Genomic DNA, 18,964 nt, shown 5'->3' on the forward strand with positions numbered 1-18,964 from the left:
ATGCGAGCCATCTGGACGTTCCTGGAAAAAAACACCGAGCGCTATCTCGTCGCCGGCATCCTGGGTGTGCTGGTGATCGTGCTGGCGACCCAGGTCGTCATGCGCTACGCGCTGCGCTCGCCCGTCGTCTGGTCGGAGGAACTGGCCCGCTATCTGCTTATCTGGTGCACCTTCATCGGTGTCAGCCTGGCGGTGCGCGAGGCGCGCAACATCTCCGTTGATCTGCTTCCCGTCCTGTTCGGCGCTCGCTCACAGCGCTTCTTCACGATTCTTGCGCACCTTGGCGCCATCGCCTTTTTCGCCCTTACAACCTACTACAGCTTATCGCTGGTGATGCGCATCCGCATGATCGGCCAGGCGTCGCCCGGCCTCGGCATTCAGATGTGGCTCATCTACGCCGCCGTGCCGGTTGGTCTCGGCCTCGCCTCACTGCGTACACTCCAAGCCCTTTGGCTGATGCGGCCCGCCGGCCGTTCGGAAGCGGAGTGAGCCCATGTACGCCGTCTCCGCGCTCGCCTTCTTTCTCATCCTCCTATCGATCACCGTGCCGGTAGCGTTCTCGCTCGGCTTTGCCGCATACCTGCCGGGCTGGCTGGGTGCGCCGGTCAACTCGGGTCAGGTGGTGCGCTCCATCGTCACCGCGCTCGACTCTTTTCCGCTTCTCGCGGTGCCGCTCTTCATCCTGGCAGGCGACATCATGACTCAAGGGGGTATTGCCCGCCGCCTGTTCAATTTCGCCGACGCTGTGCTCGGTCATTTCCGGGGCGGCCTCGCCATGTCGAGTGTGGCAGCCTGCATGCTGTTCGGCGCGATTTCCGGCTCCTCGCCCGCCACAGTCGCGGCGATCGGCTCCATGGCTATCCCGCTGCTCGTTGGGCGCGGATATGATCTGCGCTTTTCCACTGCCTTGATTACCGCAGCTGGCACGCTCGGCGTGATCGTGCCGCCCAGCATTCCCATGATCATCTACGGCATGTCGGCCAGCGCATCGGTGAGCGACCTGTTCGTCGGCGGCATTGTCCCGGCCCTCGTCATAGGCAGCCTATTGATGCTGTATGCGTTCTGGTACGGCCACAAAAACCAGGACGCGATCACCACCGAGGCAGGCAAGGTACCCCTCCTCAAGGCGCTGCGGGAAAGCTTCTGGGCGCTGGTAGCGCCGGTCTTCGTCCTTGGCGGCATCTACACCGGCGCCTTCACGCCGACTGAGGCGGCCGCCATCTCCGTTGTCTATGGCGCCGTTGTCTCGGTCTTCGTCTTCCGTGAATTGACCATCAGGCAACTGATAGCGACCCTGCCCTCGACGGCGCTGACCATCGCGCCCATTCTTATCATCGCTGGCACCGGAGCGGCGCTCGGACGCGTTCTCACACTGCTTCAAGTGCCGACCATGCTGGGCGGCTTCATCGGCGGCATTGTCGACGACAAACTAATCCTGCTGTTGCTCATCAATCTCATTCTTCTGGGCGTCGGCATGGTGATGGAAACGCTGGCGGCTATCATCGTTCTGACCCCCATCTTCCTGCCGATTGTCGCGCCCTATGGTGTCGATCCCATTCATTTCGGCCTGATCATGGTGGTCAATCTGGCAATCGGCTTCGTCACACCGCCAGTCGGCGTCAACATCTACATCGCCAGCGGAATCACAAAGCTGAGCGTCGTGGAAATCTGCAAGGGGCTGGTTGCGCCGCTCCTGCTTCTTCTCATCGGCCTTACGGCAGTCACCTACGTTCCCGAACTGACCTTGTGGTTGCCGTCACTGGCGCGCTGAACCGCGCCCTATATAAAAGGAGGAATCCCATGAAACGACTTTCAATCCTGGTGTCCGCCACATCTGTGGCCGGCTTTCTGGCAGCCATGCCGGCCATGGCCGCCGAATACACCATGATCCTTGCCCATACGCTCTCCGATACGGCTCATCCGCTCTACAAGGCCTTCGAGAAGATCGAAGCCGATATCGAAGAGAAAAGCGGCGGACGCATCGACGTGCAGCATCAAGCTGGTGGCGCGCTAGGCGGCGACCGCGAATTGATGGAGTCGCTGCTTCTGGGCGACGTTCAATTTGTGCCGGTCTCGACCTCAGGCGCCGTACAATTCGTCCCGGAATTCGCCGTGTTCGACATCCCTTACGTCTTTCCGTCCGACACGACCAAGCTGCGCGCCATCCTCAATGACAGCGACTTCACCGGGGAAATCGAAGGAGTTCTGGCTGAGAAAAATCTGAAGTTCGGCGGCTTCTACAATGCCGGCTTCCGCAACCTGACAACCTCGAATGTCGCTGTGCAATCGCCCGAAGACATCGAACAGGAGGGACTGCGCATCCGCGTGATGGAGAACCCATACCACGTGACAATCTGGAAGAGTCTGGGCGGCGCACCAACGCCGATATCGTTCCCTGAGCTTTACGGCGCGCTTCAGCAGGGCGTCGTCGACGGACAGGAAAACCCCTACGGCCATATTCTCTCGCAGCGCTTCTATGAGGTTCAACAATATCTCACCAATACGAACCACATCCTTCTGGCCAATGTGAACCTGATCAACAAGGAGTGGTACGACAGCCTGCCGGGCGATTTGCAGAATGCGATCGATGAGGTCTTGGATGAGGCCGAGGCGTTTCAGTGGGCGTTGCAGGATGAAATGACGTCACAGCAGCGTGCGCAGATCGAGGAGAAACTCAAGGTGATAGACCTTTCGGAAGAGCAATTGGCAGCCTTCCGCGAAAAGACCGCACCGGTGGCCGACATGGTGCGCGAGAACATCGGCGACGACCTCGTCGATTCACTGATGAACGCAGTAAACAACCAGTAGCCGCTTCGACCCGCGCCGCGTCTCCGACTTGCGGCGCGGGCAAGCTCCGATTTGCGGCACGAACGCCGTGTGAACAAACGAAGATTCCGTGATTTCCATATCACGGCAGGAACTTCAAAACGCGATAAGCAGCCGCGTCGTGGCTCATAGATCGGTGCCTTGAGTGAGCCTGCCCATAATCGAATAGACATCCATCTGCTCGTACCTTTGAGGCATCGAGACGTTGATCGCCTCGCGCAGTGTGGTGCCCCACAAGAGCGATGAGTTGGAGCCTCCCGTAATCCCGGCGCGGTCCAGGGTTGAAGGCAGGTCCAGGTATCCGTGCCATAGATATGCAGGAAATGGAGACGGCTATAGGATACATGCCCGGCAAGCTTGCCGATTACCGGAAATATTTAACGGCTCCGGTATGCATGATAAATAACTATTGCAAAATTTACTTGATAAACTTTCCCAGTGTGGGAGTATTGCAAATTATAAGTCAGTAAATATAGTTATATATAATAATAATTATAATAGTGCATTGAGGTTGGTGCCGTATCCTATGGGTATTTTAAATCTGAATTCGGAGCGGAGATAGCCGTCTCCTCAATTCTTTTTCAGCTTAATTTATTGGAGGATGCATATCATGAATGATGCGACAAACGAAACTCTTCCAGGACAAATTGCATCAACAGCGGACACACCCGCAGCAGGATCACCCTCGGGAAGCAAGGCCTTTAATAGGATAGGTATCGGTCTACGCGTTTTCGGTAATCTCCGAGGAGGATTCTACACGTTTCTATCGGCCAAGCGGCTCTTTGACAGCGATCTGACGCCAGAGCAGCGCTCCGCTGCAGGCAGGAACGTCGCGGAATACGGCGCAATATTGGGGATCGGCGCAGCTTCAACCGCCCTTACTGCGAACTATATCTCCGATGGCGTGGAATCAACCAACCACCTCAGCAATATCATCAAAAATCTGAGCCAGAAGGTGGAAGGCGCAGCTTCTACGACGGCAACAATCGCTTCAAAAATGGGAGGCTCGGTTGCAAAGATAGGCTTGGGTATTGCAAAGGCCGCAAAGGGCTTCTTCAGCGTATTCGGATTCCTTGCCGACTTCTATTTCGCGTTCAAAAGCCTTGATGAGGGGTTGCATTCACAGGATCCGGTGGAGCGAGAGAAGAAGCTTACGTCGTACTGGGTCTCCCTGACGTCCGGCTTGATCGGCGCAGGGGGGCTGGCGGCGGGAGCCCTGCTCGGCGCCAGCCTTGCCACACCGATCGGCGTGGTGACCGGGATCGTTGCCCTTGGCTTGTTCGCCTTCAACCAGGCATATTCCGCGTATCAGGATATCAAGCTTGCCGAAAAGGTAATGGACGTCCCCGCCGGACGTTACGTCCTGAACGTCCTCAAAATGCTGTTCGGCGGACGCATGGATTCGGACCTGCAGGAGGCAGTTCTTCAGGCAAAGGCGCAAGCGGCCTATCGCGCCGAGCTCGATCAGGATCTGAGGGCAAAAAACGAAAAGCGCCTGAAAGAGCTTCTTGGAAGCGGCGTAAATGAAATCACCTATAGCGGACAAGATATATCCATGACAAAGGAGGATGTTTATAATGTCGTAGAAGTTAAAATTTCACATATTATTAGAGTATCCAATGTACTTTATAGTGGATATAGCCAAGAGAAGGCAAACGCTGAAGTAGATAAGCTCAATATCCAAAGAGGAGGTGAAAATTTAGTTTTCTTGGCTGAAAAGGATGATCCCATATTTCATTTCTCATCATCCAACGATAAGTCCGACTATTATGATTTATATGACAAGGATTCCTGGAAGGATACCGTTGACACTGCCAAATCTCTGGGTGCTGAGGTAGAATACGAATCTGCCTATATTTGGAATGTTTATCGTTCCGTGAAAGGTTTAGGAGAACTTGGCATCACCATTCTTCCTTTAGATAAACTAAAAACAGGCATTTCGGAGGAAGAAGCTCTTGCGAGCGCGGCAGAGTGGAACAAACGCAATCAGGATTCCACTCTCATTGCCATGCCAGTTAGAACCCAGGACACCGTGCAAGTACCGACCAATAGGCACATCGTAAAAGGTGAAAGCTTCGCCGAGTTCGATCCGACTGGGATCACCAGATTTGAATTGGGCGGTGGCACGGATTGGGCCCGGGGTCACAAACTCCGCCAGAATTGGTTTGAGGTTGAAAGCGGCACGAAATATTTCACCGGCGGAATGGTGAAGGATCATTTTGTGCTGGATGGCACGCCGGCCCCGGATAAACCCAGCAGTTTCGATGGCGGTGAAGGCGCGGATTGGATCGAAATAAATTCGCTCCCTGCCAAGGCTGGCGGCATCGATATCAATCTTGATCGCGAGAATGGCAAGTTGAAGTACCGCGCGGACGGTAAGCTCGTCGCAGATCTAAAGGGTATCGAAAACGCGGTCATCGGTGGGGTAAGCGACGATCACGTCATCGGCAACGAAGCGGCGAATGAGCTGAACAGCGGGGGTGGTCGCGATACGCTTGAAGGTCTAGGCGGCGATGATGTTTTGCATTTCTCTGCCGATGATGGCGTTTTGGCAAAAGGTGGAACCGGCAGCGATGAATACCATCTAGGGCGCAAATCCGCCCAGAGCGCGCCCACGAATGCAACCGTCACGATCGAGGATGCGGACGAAGAGGAGGAGAGCAACACCCTTCATCTCGACTTCTCGCTTGGCGAGGTGGGACGCCCCGAACTGGACGGCAACGATGTTGTTATCAAGCTGGCGAATGACGACGGCTCGTCAACCAGTCTGCGCTTGAAGGATGTGTATGCGGATAACGCGGACGGCACAAAGCGCCTCCAGAGCGCGTTCACCTTCCAGACGAGAGATGGGTTTCTGATCGAGCCCCTGTGGCCAGAGGTGATCCCCACAGGCGGCGGTTTCGATGGCGGCGCGAAAATCCTCTATCTTCCAATGAACGACCGCACCATTCCGGAAGGCACCAAACTTGACGAACTCACGGTTCACTTCACGGAAATCCAAACGGATTCCGGTCCGCGCAAGCAATTGCGTATAGAAGGAGCCGGCAGCGGCGATCGCATACATACGTTGCTGGACAAGTTCAATTTCTACTTCGAGGGCGACGAGCTGTCCGATTTCCTCTACGGCGGCTTTGGCGATGGCGCCCTGCCGAGCGAAGACAACCTGGCGGACAGCACCGGAGGCGTCTTCGAACTGATTCCCGCGCCCCCGGAAGATGCCGCCGAGGAAGACACGGCTGAACAGACCCAGCCTCCAGCCGGCAGCGGGACGGCTGATTCCGCTCGCTCCTATCTGCGCTCCCCGATCAGCCGGCAATACATCGATCTGCAACGGGACGGGAACGATGTCATCGTCCACGACGTGCGTAGCGGCGTGGACAATCCGGCGAGTTTCCGTCTGCAGAATTATATGCTTGGCGAAGAACACTGCCATATCACACTGGTTGACGCCGGCGGTGCCCACTTCGAGATGGGACTGGACAAGGAAGGCGACCCCTACCTTTCGGACGAAGGCACCTTCGGAGAGGGTAGGCATATATGGTATGGAAAGGTAAACTCGCCCAACGAATACATCGCGCCGCAAGCTTGCGTGGAAGCGATAGGCGGTGACCTTGACGATAAACTGACGGCAACCGCCTATTCCGAAGCTGGAGCAATGTTCGGTGACTATCTGGACGGCGGAAAAGGCAATGACACGATCGTCGGCAGCGACGGTGACGACTACCTTATCGGCGGCGATGGCGACGACGTGATCTCCGATACCGGTGGCGACGATTTGATCACCCCGGGAACCGGCGTCGACACGATTGCGTTCGGCCGGAAAGCCTCCGGCCAGAAGATCGTTTCCTTTTCACGCGCTGCCGGCAGCTCGCTGACCGTCAACCTGCCGTTCGATGTGAAGCTGGAAAACTTCACGCGTATAGACGACTCTCTCGCGATAAACGGGGTAGCGCCGGAGTCCCAGGGTGGCAGCGCACTAACGGTGATATTGAAGGACTATTTCGCCGACATCGATGCCGGCGTTCCGCCCGTCACGCTTCGCACGCCTACGGAATACGGACCGGACGACCTGAACGAGAACTACGCCAAGAAGGCGCCTTGCGAACAGTCGCCGGCCGACGAATATGTTCCGATGGCGATCTGGAAGGCGCGGACCGACCAGCTTATGACATCCTTGGCGCTCATGGAGATGAACGCCGATTTTTCAGCGGCTGCGGCGCTGCCCGTGAATACTGCGGGGAATATGCCGCAGTCGATCGCCATCCCGGCAGCCTGAATGACGGTCACACCCGGACGGCCTTTGCGCTTCGGCGCTTGGCGGCGTCCGGGTGTACCCTTCCAGGTTGCCCGCGTGTGCTCTGACGTGATTATCCGTTCTGCTGCCACCACAGATCAGCGTAGTGTCCTTCGCGGCTCAACAAGTCCGCATGTGAGCCTTCCTCGACGATTTCGCCGTGCTCGATCACCACGATCCGATCGCACAGGCGCATGGCGTTGAGGCGGTGCGTGATCATGATGGCCGTCCGATTTCTCAGGATCTCCGGCAGCCGTTCGATGATTGCCGCTTCGGATTCGTAGTCGAGCGCGCTCGTTGCCTCGTCGAAGATGAGGATCGGCGGTTGCGCCGCCAGGGCGCGCGCGATGGCGATGCGCTGGCGCTGGCCGCCCGAAAGCAGGCTGCCACGCTCGCCTACTTCGGTCTCGTATCCGTGCGGCAGGTCATTGACGATAAAGTCGTGCGCACCGGCTAGCTGTGCGGCTTTCATAAGCTGCTCCTCGGTGGCTTGCGGATTGCCGAGTTTGAGGTTCTCAAGAATAGACCCATTAAACAGGAAGCTCTCCTGCAGGACGATGCCCATGTTCTTGCGCAGCGTGGCGGTATCGGCCATGGCGAGGTCGACTCCATCGACGAGCACCTGGCCGCTCTGCGGTACATCGAGCCGCTGGATCAGCTTCGTGATCGTGCTCTTGCCGGAACCGCTGCGACCGGTGATACCGAGCTTCTCCCCGGCAGCGACTTTCAGGCTTAAGCGCCGTAGCACTTCCGGCCCGGCTTCAGTGTAGCGGAACGTGACCTTGCGCAGTTCTATCTCGCCGCGGACCCGGTGAAGGGAAGAGCGCCCCGCGCCCAACGCAGTCTCCGTCTTCTCATCGAGAATGTCGCCGATCCGCTTGAGGGAAACGCCCGTGTGCTGGAAGTCCTGCCATATCTGGGCAAGGCGCAGGATCGGCATGGTGACGTGACTGGCCAGCATGTTGAAGGCCACCAACTGCCCAACCGTAAGGTTGCCGGCGAGCACGTGGTGCACACCGAACCAAAGCAGAAGAGCGCTGGTGACCTTGTGCACCAGATTGATGCTGCCGCCCGCCCAATTGCCGAGCATGGCGGCGCCGAAGGAAGCCTTGAGAAGGGCGGCGAGGCGGTCCTCCCAGTCGCGGGAGAAACGATCCTCGATGGCCAAGCTCTTCACCGTTTCGATGCCCGCGATGGTCTCGGTCAGATATGCGGTGTTGGCGGCCTGACGCTCCAGCTCCCGCTTCATTCGACGGCGCAAGAAGGGGGCGACGACCATCCAGAGAATGAAATAAACGGCGAGAGACCCAAGTACAATCGAGGCGAGATTGACAGCATAGCTGTACATGAGCGCGATAAAGATGCCGACAAAGGCCAAGTCGAGCACCAGCATCAGGGCGGATCCGGTCAGGAAGCTGCGTATATGGTCGAGCTCGCGCACACGGGCGATGATTTCGCCTGCCTGCCTTCTGAGGAAAAAGCCGAGCGGCAGGTGAATGAGGTGGCGGAAAAGCTTTGTCGAGAGCTCTGCGTTTACGCAACTGGCCAGATGCGCATAGATGAGGCCGCGAAAATACTCCATCAACGGGTTGAAGAGCGCGATGCCCAAGAGCCCGATCGCCAGCACCTCCAGGCTTTGCAGCCCGCGGCCGACGAGGACGCGATCGATCACCAGTTCCGATAACTTGGGAGAGGCGAGCGCGAAAAGCTGGAGGGCGACCGCGGCGACGATCACCATGCGAAACCGCGCCACATGCTTTAGTATGGACGGCAGGAACCATCCCAGGCCAAAGGACCTTGTCTCCCCTGCTTCGGGGGCGGCACGCGACAGGAGAATCACGCGCCTGGAGAACCGCAGTGCGAATTCCTCGGGGGAGAGATCAATGTCCTTCCCGTCCAACGGCGAGAGCAGGTGAACGCTTTCTTCTGCTATTGACTGGAGCAGGTAGTAGCGCCCGTGGCCGTCTTCCTGGACGAGCGCTGGCAAAGGCGTAAACCGTAGCCTTTTAAGCGAAACATCGACGGCGCGAGCCCGCAAGCCCAACTGCTTGGCCGCCCGCAGGATGTCCATCTCCTGGAAAAAACCCTGCGCAGGGGCTTGGAGGTGCCAGACCTGCCCCGCGTCAGCAGCGATTCCAAACGCTCGAGCGGCCGTGACTATGGCCTGTAGACCGCTATCCTGGCGAAGGTCCGACCCTGCTTCCGCGCTGCCGGTCCAGGACGTTTCCGCAAGGGTTTCAGCAACCGTGCTCATTTACCGCTCGCGCAATGCATCGTGCTGGTATTCCATCAGCGGGCTCAAGAGATAGTCGATGATACGGCGGCTGCCGGTCTTGATCTCGGCGGTGACTTGCATTCCGGCGGAAAGGGCTACCTCCTTGCTTTTGACGGCAATACTGTCCGCCGACATCCGGATTCGCGCTGGATAGATGAGCCCAAGCTGCTCGTCTGCGATCGAATCGCGCGAGATGTGAAGGACCTCTCCCTTGATCGTCCCATAGCGGGTATAGGGAAAGCTTTCGATCTTCAGCTCCACGACCTGCTCCGCTCGGACGAAGCCGGCATCCTTGTTCAGCACGTTGACTTCGGCTTCGAGGGTGGCGTGATCGGGCACGATCACCATCAATTCCTGGCCCACCGTTACGATGCCGCCCAGCGTGTGTGTCGCCAGTTGTTGAACAACGCCGTCGACGGGGGCTTGGATTGTCAGATGTCGCGATCTTTCCTCCGCCTTGATGAGCTCTTGCCTGAGATCGACCAGCTTTCTGCGCTCCTCGTCGAGTTGCTCCAGGACGTCCCGGCGTCGTTCGGTCCTGCGCTGTAGCTTCTCGGTCTGAAGGGCCTTCCGATCGGTGAGCAGTACGTCGAACTCCGACTTCTTTCCTAGAAGCTCACGCTCCCGGTTGAGCAGAGTTTCTTCCAGCTCCAGGAGCTGCAGGCGCGGAAAGTGACCTTTATCGGTGAGTTCTTTCCGGCTCTCATAGCGTTCGCGCACATTGGCAAGCAGCGCCTGCAACTCGGCGATGTCACGCGTTGCGGCTTGCTGCTGCGCCTCGTTGCGAGCTAGCTTTGCCGCGAAGGTCTCCTCCTCCGCCTGCTGCTCCTGGTAGGCGCCCGTCAGCCGATCGCGCACGATCGCCAGCCTGGTACGAGAGACCTTCTGGGGTGGGTTGAACTTACCCGGAGGATCATCGGTGAGGAGGGCCTCCAACCTCGCTATTTCGAGTGTGGAGAATTCCACCTGCGTGCGCAGGCGCTCCACGTCTGCCCCCGCGGCGGTGGGGTTTAGCTCTATCAGAACATCGCCGCGGGCGACAGGTTGGCCGTTGCCTACGTGTATATTGGCGACCTCACCTGCCTCGGGGGCCTGCACGATTTTGGAGTATTGGCTGATGATGATCTTGCCGGGCGCCGAGGCGATCATGTCAATCCTTCCGAAAATCGCCCACAAGAGCACGAGCGCACACAGGCCAATGATCGCCCATCCGAAGAAACGTCCCACGCGGGATGGCGGACGCTCCAGAATCTCCAGGTAACCCGGCAGGAACTCGAGTTCGAAATCCTTCTTCGGCGGCGACTTCTCTGCCTTGCGCTGCGCTTTCAGCGTTTGCCGGACGATGCCGAGGTGCTGCCGGAGCCATTTGAGCGCCATGCGGTTCACCCCTCCAGTGCCGCAGCGGTCCGCGGCGGCAGCGGATCCGCGTTCGCGTCCGCGAAACCATGCCCAATTGCGTCTGGGTTCAACGGGATCTCGTCTTGCAATCTGCCCGCTTGAAGGCGCCAGAGCCGGGCATAGGCACCACCTTGGGCGAGCAGGTCCTCGTGGCCGCCGCTTTCGATCACACGTCCCTTGTCGATGACGAAGATCCGGTCGCAGGCGCGCACGGTGGAGAGTCGATGTGCGATGATAAGCACCGTCCGGCCGGAGCGGATCGCTTGCATATTGTGCTGCACGATCGCCTGGGAATGCTCGTCGAGCGCGCTGGTCGCCTCGTCGAAAATCAGAATGGCGGGATCCGTGACAAGGGCGCGCGCAATTGCGATGCGCTGCCTCTGTCCTCCGGAAAGCGACGCGCCTCCTTCCGCCAGCACTGTGTCGTAGCCTTCCGGTAGTTCCAGGATGAATTCGTGGGCGCCGGCCGTCTGCGCCGCGTTGACGATTCTCTCAAAAGAAACCGCCGGGTCAGCAAGTGCAATATTGTCCCGGACAGACCGGTTGAAAAGATAATTCTCCTGGAGGACAACACTCATCTGCCGACGCAGCGAAACGGCATTTAGGCGGGCAATATCCAAGCCGTCGAGGAGAACCCGCCCCTCTTCCGGCACGTAGAGCTTCTGGACCAGGCGAGCGATTGTGCTTTTGCCCGAACCGGACGGGCCGACGAGAGCCACTGTGGCGCCCGCGGGAATGTCTAGACTAAAGTCCTTCAAAATGGGCGGCACATCGGGCCTGTAGCGGAACGTGACGTTGTCGATGTGGATGGCTCCCATCGACCTCCGCCCCACCATTTCCTGCTCCGCATATCGCTCCGCGGGCGTATTCAACACGTCGCCAAGGCGCTCGATGGAGACCCTGGCTTGTACATATTTGCGCCAAAGCTCGGCCAGGCGCACAACGGGCTGGCTCACGTGATTGGCCATCATGTTGAAAGCTATCAACTGCCCGATGGACAATTCGAGATCGATCACCATGCGCGCGCCAAACCAAGTGACGAGGACCAACGTGACTTTCTGGATCGCCTGAACCGCGTTGTTTGAAAGCTGCATCAGGCGCTGAACCTCGAAATTCGAGGCGACAAAGGCCTGGGTCTGCCTCTCCCAGCGCCGAGCAAGCTGCGGCTCGAGCGCCAGGGACTTCACGGTTTCCATGCCGTTGAGCGTTTCGTTGAGGAAGGCGCCGTTGATGGCGCCGTCCCGATAGAGCGTCTCGATACGCTGCTGCAGCGGTGGCGTGGTGAGATAGCCGAGAAGGAAGTAGCAGGGGATCGATACGGCGACGGTGGCCGTGAGAAAAGGGGAATAGAGATACATGACGGCGAAGAAGATGCCGGTGAAGGCGAGGTCGATCGCCAGCGTATTGACCGCGCCTGTCAGGAACTCGCGCAAGGTGTCCAGTTCGCGCACGCGCATGACGGTGACGCCCACGCTGCGCGCCTTGAAATAGGATAGGGGCAGGTTCATGAGGTGCCCGAAAAGCCCGGCGCCCAGCCGCGCATCGATGCGCGTGGCCGTTTGCGAGGCCACATATTGGCGCAGGCACTTCAAGCCTACCTCCAGCACCGATACCACAACCAGTACCGCCGCCAGCACGTCCAGGGTGGCCATAGCGCGGTGGACCAGAACCTTGTCCATGACGACTTGAAAAAAGAGGGGAGAAAGAAGCGCCAGCAACTCCATGACGGCGGACGTCGCCAAAACCTCCCACGCAATATTGCGGTAGCGCAGCAACTCGGGAATGAACCAGGTAATATCGAAGGATCGTACGCCGCCGAGCCCGCCCCGTTTGCCGGATATTTCGACGACCTCGCCGCTCCACATCGCCTCCAGTTCGTCAAGGAGGATCAGTTCCGGCCCCGGGCGGTCTTCGCGCTGGATAAGCGCCCTCCCTTGGTCCTTCTTCGCCAGGATCGCCCATCCGCCCCCAGCGGGCCGCCAGGCAATGGGCAGGCTTGCCGCCCTTACCTTGCGTAGATCCCTGCGGCGCCAGCGCGCCCGCAATCCCAGTCGTTTACATAAGAGACGTACAGCTGCCTCCGGACTGAGGTCAACCAGGGACGAAGCAACCGCTTCCGCCTCAACCGGATCGTCGATGCACTGCGTGATAGTGCCTATCGTCAGCACACATGCGAGCAGGGATGCTGTTTGCCCGGAAGGCTGAGTATATCCAAAAATTCTCATGTGATACCAATAACTAGGATACGTTTAATGGTTGAATCTCGTTCGCCACCACATATCCGGGGGAGGCTGAACGAAACTCCGCGCTAAAATAACCTAAGCAAATCTTTGGCACATAGGCGCACTCCGTCACCTGAGTGACGACAACGAGGTAGGGCGCCTCCTCTTTGTTTACATAGACAATCCTTTAGTTTATGTAAACGATCTATGCATGACTTGGCAAGATAGCAGACTGCCAATCCGCACTCGAGCTGGCGATCAACGCGGCGAGAGCGATGGGCAGAAGTAATGCCCGTGGCGCCCTTACGGTTAAATCGCATAGCGGCCAATCAACGAAGACGGTCGCTTACATGGGCCAAAAAACCATTTTTCTGCCTAATTATAGGTATTCATGTTCATTTCCGAATATTATTTGAATGTATTTTAATTGATTTATAAGGATACTGTCCAATGGCTTATCCATCGCCCGTTATCCCCGTCACCAACACCGCTTCTAGCACTGAGCAGAGGCTGTTTTCAAATTCGGATATCGGAACTGCCGTACTCTCTCCCGAACCGTCGATGCGCGCCCCTTTGAGCCGACTAGGAGATGTTTACGCCAACATAGCCAAAACGCGGAGCAAGAAGGTGGCGGCGGCGCAGGTGCAGGAAACCGGCGACGCTCAGACGGCGGCGGCCGACGCGGTGGGCGGGGCCGAGGCGAAGCTCGGAGGGAAGCTGCGCGGTGCGTTCGTGTCCTATATGCGCGAGCAGCTCGACGATAGCGGTCTCAGCGATGACCAAGTGCTCGAGCATATGACCGCATTTCCGAATCCGAACGACAACACGCTGATGCGCCGCCTCGCCGATGCAGCCGGCCTCTATGGCGGCAAGGAAGGCGAAGACGATGTTGCCACGGCCCAGAAGAAGGCACTCGTAAAGCAGCTGTTGCTCTCCCTGACCGACGACATCGATTGGAAGACCGAACTTGCCGCGCCGGCAACCGGCGCCACGAATGGCGTCACCACGGACGGCGAGGTGCTGCATGGCGCCAACGAGATGACGATCGCGCAGGCCGCAGCGGCGGCCAAAGATAGGATCCGCAAAACACTTACGTCAAAGCTTGGCAACTGGGCCGCGCTCATAACGGATGCGCTGACGCCGGTCCTGATCGACGATCCAACGCTGTTCCTACCCGAGGCGCTGGGCAATATCCTCTATGGCAGCCTGGAATGGGCCCAGCTCTGGATCGGCATAGAATATGCCGAAGGCCAATCCCTTGATCCGGAAAAGCTTACCATCGATCAGCTTCACGCGCTTGGCCGGGCGGCCACGACCACCGATCTGGCAACGGACGAGGAGGCAATGGAGGCGCCAGCCGACGGTGAGGCCGAGGCGGCCACCGACACCGCCGAAGACGACGCGGCAGCGGCCGCCTACTCGGTCACCAAGCTTCTCGCCCTGATCGCCCGGGCCAAGGGCAAGCTCGGCGAGATTACCGAGGAGAACCGCACACAGGTGGAAGAGGCGCTGCAATCCGTCGCTCATGAAGTGTTCAACGAGGAGTTCGCGTTTGCCGAGGCCTTCGAGGCAGTCGGCCAGGCGATGCCTACCCGCAAGGAAATCGTCAGGGAGATCCTGAAGGAGCACAAGCTTGACCCTGACGGGAAGAAGACGAACTGGGCCTTCTCGGGGCACCTTTTTTCCAGGTATAGGAGAACGCTCGCCGAGATATATTTGGAACAGGGAAACCTGGATGGTTACGACCTGCCGGACCCTTCGGAGGCATTCGAGGAGCGCTTTGCGACCTACAAATCCGAAGTTTCAGCAGGAATGGAAACCATCCTCAGTCACTTTCTGGACAGCTACGCCAAACACCACAATCTCGACCTGAGCAGCGCCACTATAACATTCTCCCAGCCTCAGCTCGGGGCTTCGATTGGGAAAGTTTTTTGGTCGGATGGTGTCGCTGAATCAAGCGACCGCGTGCTGATCGTTGAGATCGCCATTCCGGGGTCCAGCTCACGCTATGGGTTTTTCTCGCTCTCGGAGCTCGACAAAGGCTTGCAGGATATTCCATCGGGAACATCGATGCCCAAATGGATATCAAACAATATCAGCACGTGCTTCACCGAGGTTAGTACAGATAAGTACAAAGAGCTTATGAGGAAAATTGCGGAAGAGGGCTGCCATTCAAACAATAAACGCAGTAATTTTCTTACAGCTGATCTTTTCAGAGGAAAAAAAGAAGATATTCTTGGGAAGATCAATGAATATTACACAACTCAAATCCAAAAATTTCACGATCATGCCCGCGGAGAGACCGCCAGCGAAGCGATCGGCAATTTCTTCCTCGACCTCATCCCCTTCCGTGCGATGATCGTCGCCATCCAGAAGGGCGACGTGGGGGGCGCGATCTTTAACGGATTGCTCGATGTCTTGTCCTTTATTCCTTTCGTCGGGGAAGGGATCAAGGCCCTTCAGGTTGGGGGCAAAGCCGTTGTGGCCGGCCTGTCCGCCGCACTCAAGACATCGCTCAAACAGGGCCTGAGCAAGGGCATTTCGGCGGGCCTTCACGCCACCGCCTCCTTCGGCCGTGAGTTTGGCGGGCAAATGCTCAGAGCCGCCGTGACCGGCCTGGAAAGTGCCATGCCGATCCCGACGCCCAGCCTTGCCTCCCATATTTCGGTCGCCGGCACGAGGAACACCGCGCGCGTTGCGGAAAATCTTAGAGCCACGCAGCCGGAGCTGGCCAATGCGCTGGAAGAGGTCTCGAAGCGCTCCGGCATCATAGAGATCACCGCTGAAGGCCAACAGAAGCTGGCACCCGGCGTCGAGGTGACCAAGGGCGCGAATGGCGCCGAGACTATCGATTTCGACGCTATCCACCTCCCGCTTGGCGAGGGGAACATCGATCTTGACGATGCCATACTGGCAATCGGGCATACCGACGAGAACCAGATCGTCTTCCTCAAGGAGCATCTCAACGAAGCCGGAGAGAGCTTCTATACGCTGGCTAGCCCACAGACCGGCCTGTCCTATGGCCCGCGCCTCACCGCCGACGAAGCAGACACGCTCTCCTCCAAAGGAAGCAGCGGATCTGAGAGGAAAGCCAAAGACAACTTCGCCGACGCCTCGACCGAAGCTTCGATGCACATGAATACAAGCGGAGCGAAAAACAACTCCTTCCTGGGAAGGCGCGCCTTTAGCAATATCCTCAAAATAAAACTTGAAGCGAAATTCCCAAATTTATTGATAGCTGACACCCCAAAATACGCAAATATAACACCGCACCTTACAGATTTTACATCACGAATTCAAAAGCTTAATGGCGGCCTGTGCGCTTCTTTTGTTGCTAGATGGATTCAATACCTCTGCGACTCCAAAAAAATAATTCAAGATTCGAAATTTGAAGGCAACCTCATAGAAGCTCAAAAAGATTACATGAATAATTTTCGAGGCCTCGCATCAGAAAAATCACTTTTAGAAAGCAGAAATCTGTATGTCTATAAGGAGTTCACTCAAAAAAACCGAAACACAACTCACACAATTATAGATTCTGCCAATAATGGAGATTATATATATTTATGGTTTGGCGGAAAGACAGGGCCAGGCCACGCTGTCGGCTTGGCATTTGGAGACGAGCCAAAATTTTTCGACCCTAACTGGGGCGTCTTTAAATTTGAGAACCGCGATGACCTTGCGAAGTGGGTTCCAGAATACATCCAGGAACACTATAAGAACATCCATCAAATCGGTGCTTTCAGCGTCAAAAAGCGCGCCTGGGGAGACTGACGGAAGCGACAGGTGGGAGCGGCGCATCGTGGGACGGCTTGTTAACGCGCGGCCGGAATCGTCCAGATTGCGCGCTCCGGGTCGAGTTCCGGCCAGCGCATCCCTGGCAGGAGGTCCTTCACATCCGGCATCACTCGCTGTTCGTTGAAGGCGGAGGCGCATCGCCTTCCGACCGCCAAAGCCGGAGAAGCAGAGGACAACGCGGAATACGCGATGGTGATTGGACCGTGAGGGACAGCCGTGGTGGAATTGGTGCCTATTCCGCCTGACTTCCTGGTCGGCCGCCAATGCGACTGCTGAGCAAAGCACTTCTAATGGTCATGGCCATCGCGGCCTACCCCGCGATCGCCTTCGCGGACCCTCGGGATTGGGCCCGCGAAGGCTGGAAGACGGAATTTTCCCGGTCCTCCGTGCCGTTCGACGAGATCATCTCCGGCGGGCCGCCGCGCGACGGCATTCCCTCGATCGACAAACCGAAATTCGTCAAAACCTCTGCAGTGGCGGACATTGCCGATCGCGAGCCGGTCATCCAGTTCGGCCTCGGCGAGCACATCCGGGCCTATCCGCTGCGCGTTTTGACCTGGCACGAGATCGCCAACGATGTGGTCGCCGGTACTCCGGTGGCGGTCACCTATTGCCCGCTCTGCAACGCCGCCATCGTCTTCGACCGCCGCCTGGACGGGCGGGTCCTGGAGTTCGGCACGACAGGCAAGCTTCGGCATTCCGATCTGGTCATGTACGACCGCCAGACCGAAAGCTGGTGGCAGCAGTTCACGGGCGAGGCGATCGTCGGCTCGCTGACGGGAGAGAAGCTCAGGCTTCTGCCATCGCGCATCGTCTCGTTCGGCTCCTTCCGCAAGGCGCACCCGGGCGGCCTCGTTCTCGTCCCGAACGATCCCGGCTTCCGCGACTACGGCCGCAATCCCTATGCGAGCTATGATACTGCCGCGACCCCCTTCCTTTTCAAGGGCGAGCTCCCCGACGACATCCCCGCCATGGCGCATGTCGTGGTGGTCAGGACCGAGCGCGAGCCGATCATCGTCAGCCTCGAAAAGGTCAGGGCCGACGGGTTCGAGAGGAGCGGTTACCGGATCACTTACGAGGCCGGCGTGGCCTCCGCGCTTGACGACGCGACGATAGCCAAGGGACGGGATGTCGGCACCGTGCGGGTGACGAAGGACGGCAGGGACGTGCCGCACGACATCACTTTCGCCTTCGTCGCACACGCGTTTCATCCGGACATCCAAATCGTCGCGCGGTGAAAGCTCCGCTTCCATGACGATCTGCGTAATCGCCGTGAAGCGCGCTTACATTCTCGCATATTCGCGGAGCAATCCTGTCGGTGGAGGGAGAAAGGCGACGATATGGGGGATCAAGATGCAAGCTCATCCATTACGAATCCAACCGTAAGATCTCTATCGGTGATTTACGCGAGGAGATGTCATGCCCTACCTTCCGTCACTTCCGGCCGGCGCAACCTTGCTGGACGTCTTCAAGGAGTTTCCCGATACCAACGCCCCATTGATTGAGTTTCACGAGGCTCTGCTGCGCGGCTCTTCCCCCTTCAGCGAGGCCGAGCGCGAACTGATCGCGGCGTATGTATCGGGTCTCAACCGTTGCCGCTACTGCCGCGGCGTACACACCGCGACCGCGGAGCGGCTAGGCGTGGGGGTTGGTGTGGTCGCAACGCTGGTCGATGACGGCGACCTTTCAGCAGCGCCCGAAAGGATGAGACCCGTCCTTTCCTATGCCGGCAAGCTGACAAGGGCAGCTGACGGGGTGAGCAAGGCCGATGCCGACGCTGTGTTTGCGGCCGGTTGGGACGAGACGGCGCTTTATCAGATCGTGGCACCACAGCTCCCTTCAACTACATGAACCGGCTCGTCGAAGGACTCGGCATCGACCTGGATCCGGCCTATGTGGAATCGGCTTCCAAACGTCTTTCCGAGCGCGGATATCTCCCTCTTCTTCAGTTGATGCGCGGTGCCTGACGAAAATGCTCTGCGCGCCCGAGCGCGACGGTGAGCGTGTCGGCAACATGTGCAGCCAGTGATGCCCGGGTGTACGGGGTGCAACCCAGCATGAAAGGCCTCCCGCGAGTGGCGCAAGGACCGCCTGCGATGGCCGGCCATCGCGAATCCGGTATCCGTAAACGGCATAAGGCAGCCCGGGAGG

At 58.1% G+C, this 18,964-nt stretch carries 10 protein-coding genes; 7 read left to right on the top strand and 3 right to left on the bottom strand.

All coding sequences use genetic code 11. The features are described from left to right. The 4 genes from GPJ75_RS23880 to GPJ75_RS23895 all read left to right on the top strand — a co-directional run bounded on the left by GPJ75_RS23880 (nucleotide 1) and on the right by GPJ75_RS23895 (nucleotide 7,102). On the top strand, nucleotides 1-489 hold the full coding sequence (locus GPJ75_RS23880; protein ID WP_163272101.1) for a TRAP transporter small permease: 489 nt from the start codon (nucleotides 1-3) through the stop codon (nucleotides 487-489). A gap of 4 nt (nucleotides 490-493) precedes the next feature. Next, a complete protein-coding gene (locus tag GPJ75_RS23885) occupies nucleotides 494-1,771 on the top strand; it encodes a TRAP transporter large permease (protein WP_163272103.1) in 1,278 nt (425 codons plus the stop codon). Nucleotides 1,772-1,836: 65 nt separating this feature from the next. Further along, nucleotides 1,837-2,808, top strand: coding sequence for a TRAP transporter substrate-binding protein (locus tag GPJ75_RS23890; protein ID WP_163272105.1), 972 nt, complete (start codon nucleotides 1,837-1,839; stop codon nucleotides 2,806-2,808). Between the two features lie 628 nt (nucleotides 2,809-3,436). Next, nucleotides 3,437-7,102, top strand: coding sequence for a calcium-binding protein (locus GPJ75_RS23895; protein WP_163272107.1), 3,666 nt, complete (start codon nucleotides 3,437-3,439; stop codon nucleotides 7,100-7,102). A gap of 91 nt (nucleotides 7,103-7,193) precedes the next feature. On the opposite strand, the gene GPJ75_RS23900 is transcribed toward GPJ75_RS23895, so the two are convergent. From GPJ75_RS23900 to GPJ75_RS23910, 3 genes are read right to left on the bottom strand one after another with little or no spacing between them, the layout of a single operon-like run. Further along, entirely contained in the window at nucleotides 7,194-9,374 is a 2,181-nt protein-coding gene (locus GPJ75_RS23900; protein WP_163272109.1) for a type I secretion system permease/ATPase, read from the bottom strand. Then, complete coding sequence (locus GPJ75_RS23905) at nucleotides 9,375-10,772, bottom strand: HlyD family type I secretion periplasmic adaptor subunit (RefSeq protein ID WP_163272111.1); 1,398 nt, start codon at nucleotides 10,770-10,772, stop codon at nucleotides 9,375-9,377. A gap of 5 nt (nucleotides 10,773-10,777) precedes the next feature. Next, nucleotides 10,778-13,018, bottom strand: coding sequence for a type I secretion system permease/ATPase (locus GPJ75_RS23910; RefSeq protein ID WP_281354834.1), 2,241 nt, complete (start codon nucleotides 13,016-13,018; stop codon nucleotides 10,778-10,780). A 447-nt stretch (nucleotides 13,019-13,465) separates the two neighbouring features. Here GPJ75_RS23910 and GPJ75_RS23915 point away from each other — a divergent pair, with 447 nt between their 5' ends. From GPJ75_RS23915 to GPJ75_RS23925, 3 genes are all read left to right on the top strand, one after another. Then, nucleotides 13,466-16,789: a YopT-type cysteine protease domain-containing protein gene (locus tag GPJ75_RS23915; protein ID WP_163272115.1), complete on the top strand. Its 3,324-nt coding sequence runs from the start codon at nucleotides 13,466-13,468 to the stop codon at nucleotides 16,787-16,789. A gap of 314 nt (nucleotides 16,790-17,103) precedes the next feature. Continuing rightward, nucleotides 17,104-18,051, top strand: a complete 948-nt coding sequence (locus tag GPJ75_RS23920; RefSeq protein ID WP_205602628.1) for a DUF3179 domain-containing protein — start codon at nucleotides 17,104-17,106, stop codon at nucleotides 18,049-18,051. Between the two features lie 181 nt (nucleotides 18,052-18,232). Continuing rightward, entirely contained in the window at nucleotides 18,233-18,664 is a 432-nt protein-coding gene (locus GPJ75_RS23925; RefSeq protein WP_246249235.1) for a carboxymuconolactone decarboxylase family protein, read from the top strand. The last annotated feature ends 300 nt before the right edge of the window (nucleotides 18,665-18,964 follow it).

The sequence above is a fragment of the Chelativorans alearensis genome (assembly GCF_010993735.1).
Lineage (GTDB): Bacteria > Pseudomonadota > Alphaproteobacteria > Rhizobiales > Rhizobiaceae > Chelativorans > Chelativorans alearense.

Bases quoted from the DNA above. Each gene is read 5' to 3' on its own strand.
- GPJ75_RS23885 (WP_163272103.1), top strand. From the start codon at position 494: ATGTACGCCGTCTCCGCGCTCGCCTTCTTTCTCATCCTCCTATCGATC.
- GPJ75_RS23895 (WP_163272107.1), top strand. From the start codon at position 3,437: ATGAATGATGCGACAAACGAAACTCTTCCAGGACAAATTGCATCAACA.
- GPJ75_RS23880 (WP_163272101.1), top strand. From the start codon at position 1: ATGCGAGCCATCTGGACGTTCCTGGAAAAAAACACCGAGCGCTATCTC.
- GPJ75_RS23905 (WP_163272111.1), bottom strand. From the start codon at position 10,772: ATGGCGCTCAAATGGCTCCGGCAGCACCTCGGCATCGTCCGGCAAACG.
- GPJ75_RS23910 (WP_281354834.1), bottom strand. From the start codon at position 13,018: ATGAGAATTTTTGGATATACTCAGCCTTCCGGGCAAACAGCATCCCTG.
- GPJ75_RS23920 (WP_205602628.1), top strand. From the start codon at position 17,104: ATGGTCATGGCCATCGCGGCCTACCCCGCGATCGCCTTCGCGGACCCT.
- GPJ75_RS23925 (WP_246249235.1), top strand. From the start codon at position 18,233: ATGCCCTACCTTCCGTCACTTCCGGCCGGCGCAACCTTGCTGGACGTC.
- GPJ75_RS23900 (WP_163272109.1), bottom strand. From the start codon at position 9,374: ATGAGCACGGTTGCTGAAACCCTTGCGGAAACGTCCTGGACCGGCAGC.
- GPJ75_RS23915 (WP_163272115.1), top strand. From the start codon at position 13,466: ATGGCTTATCCATCGCCCGTTATCCCCGTCACCAACACCGCTTCTAGC.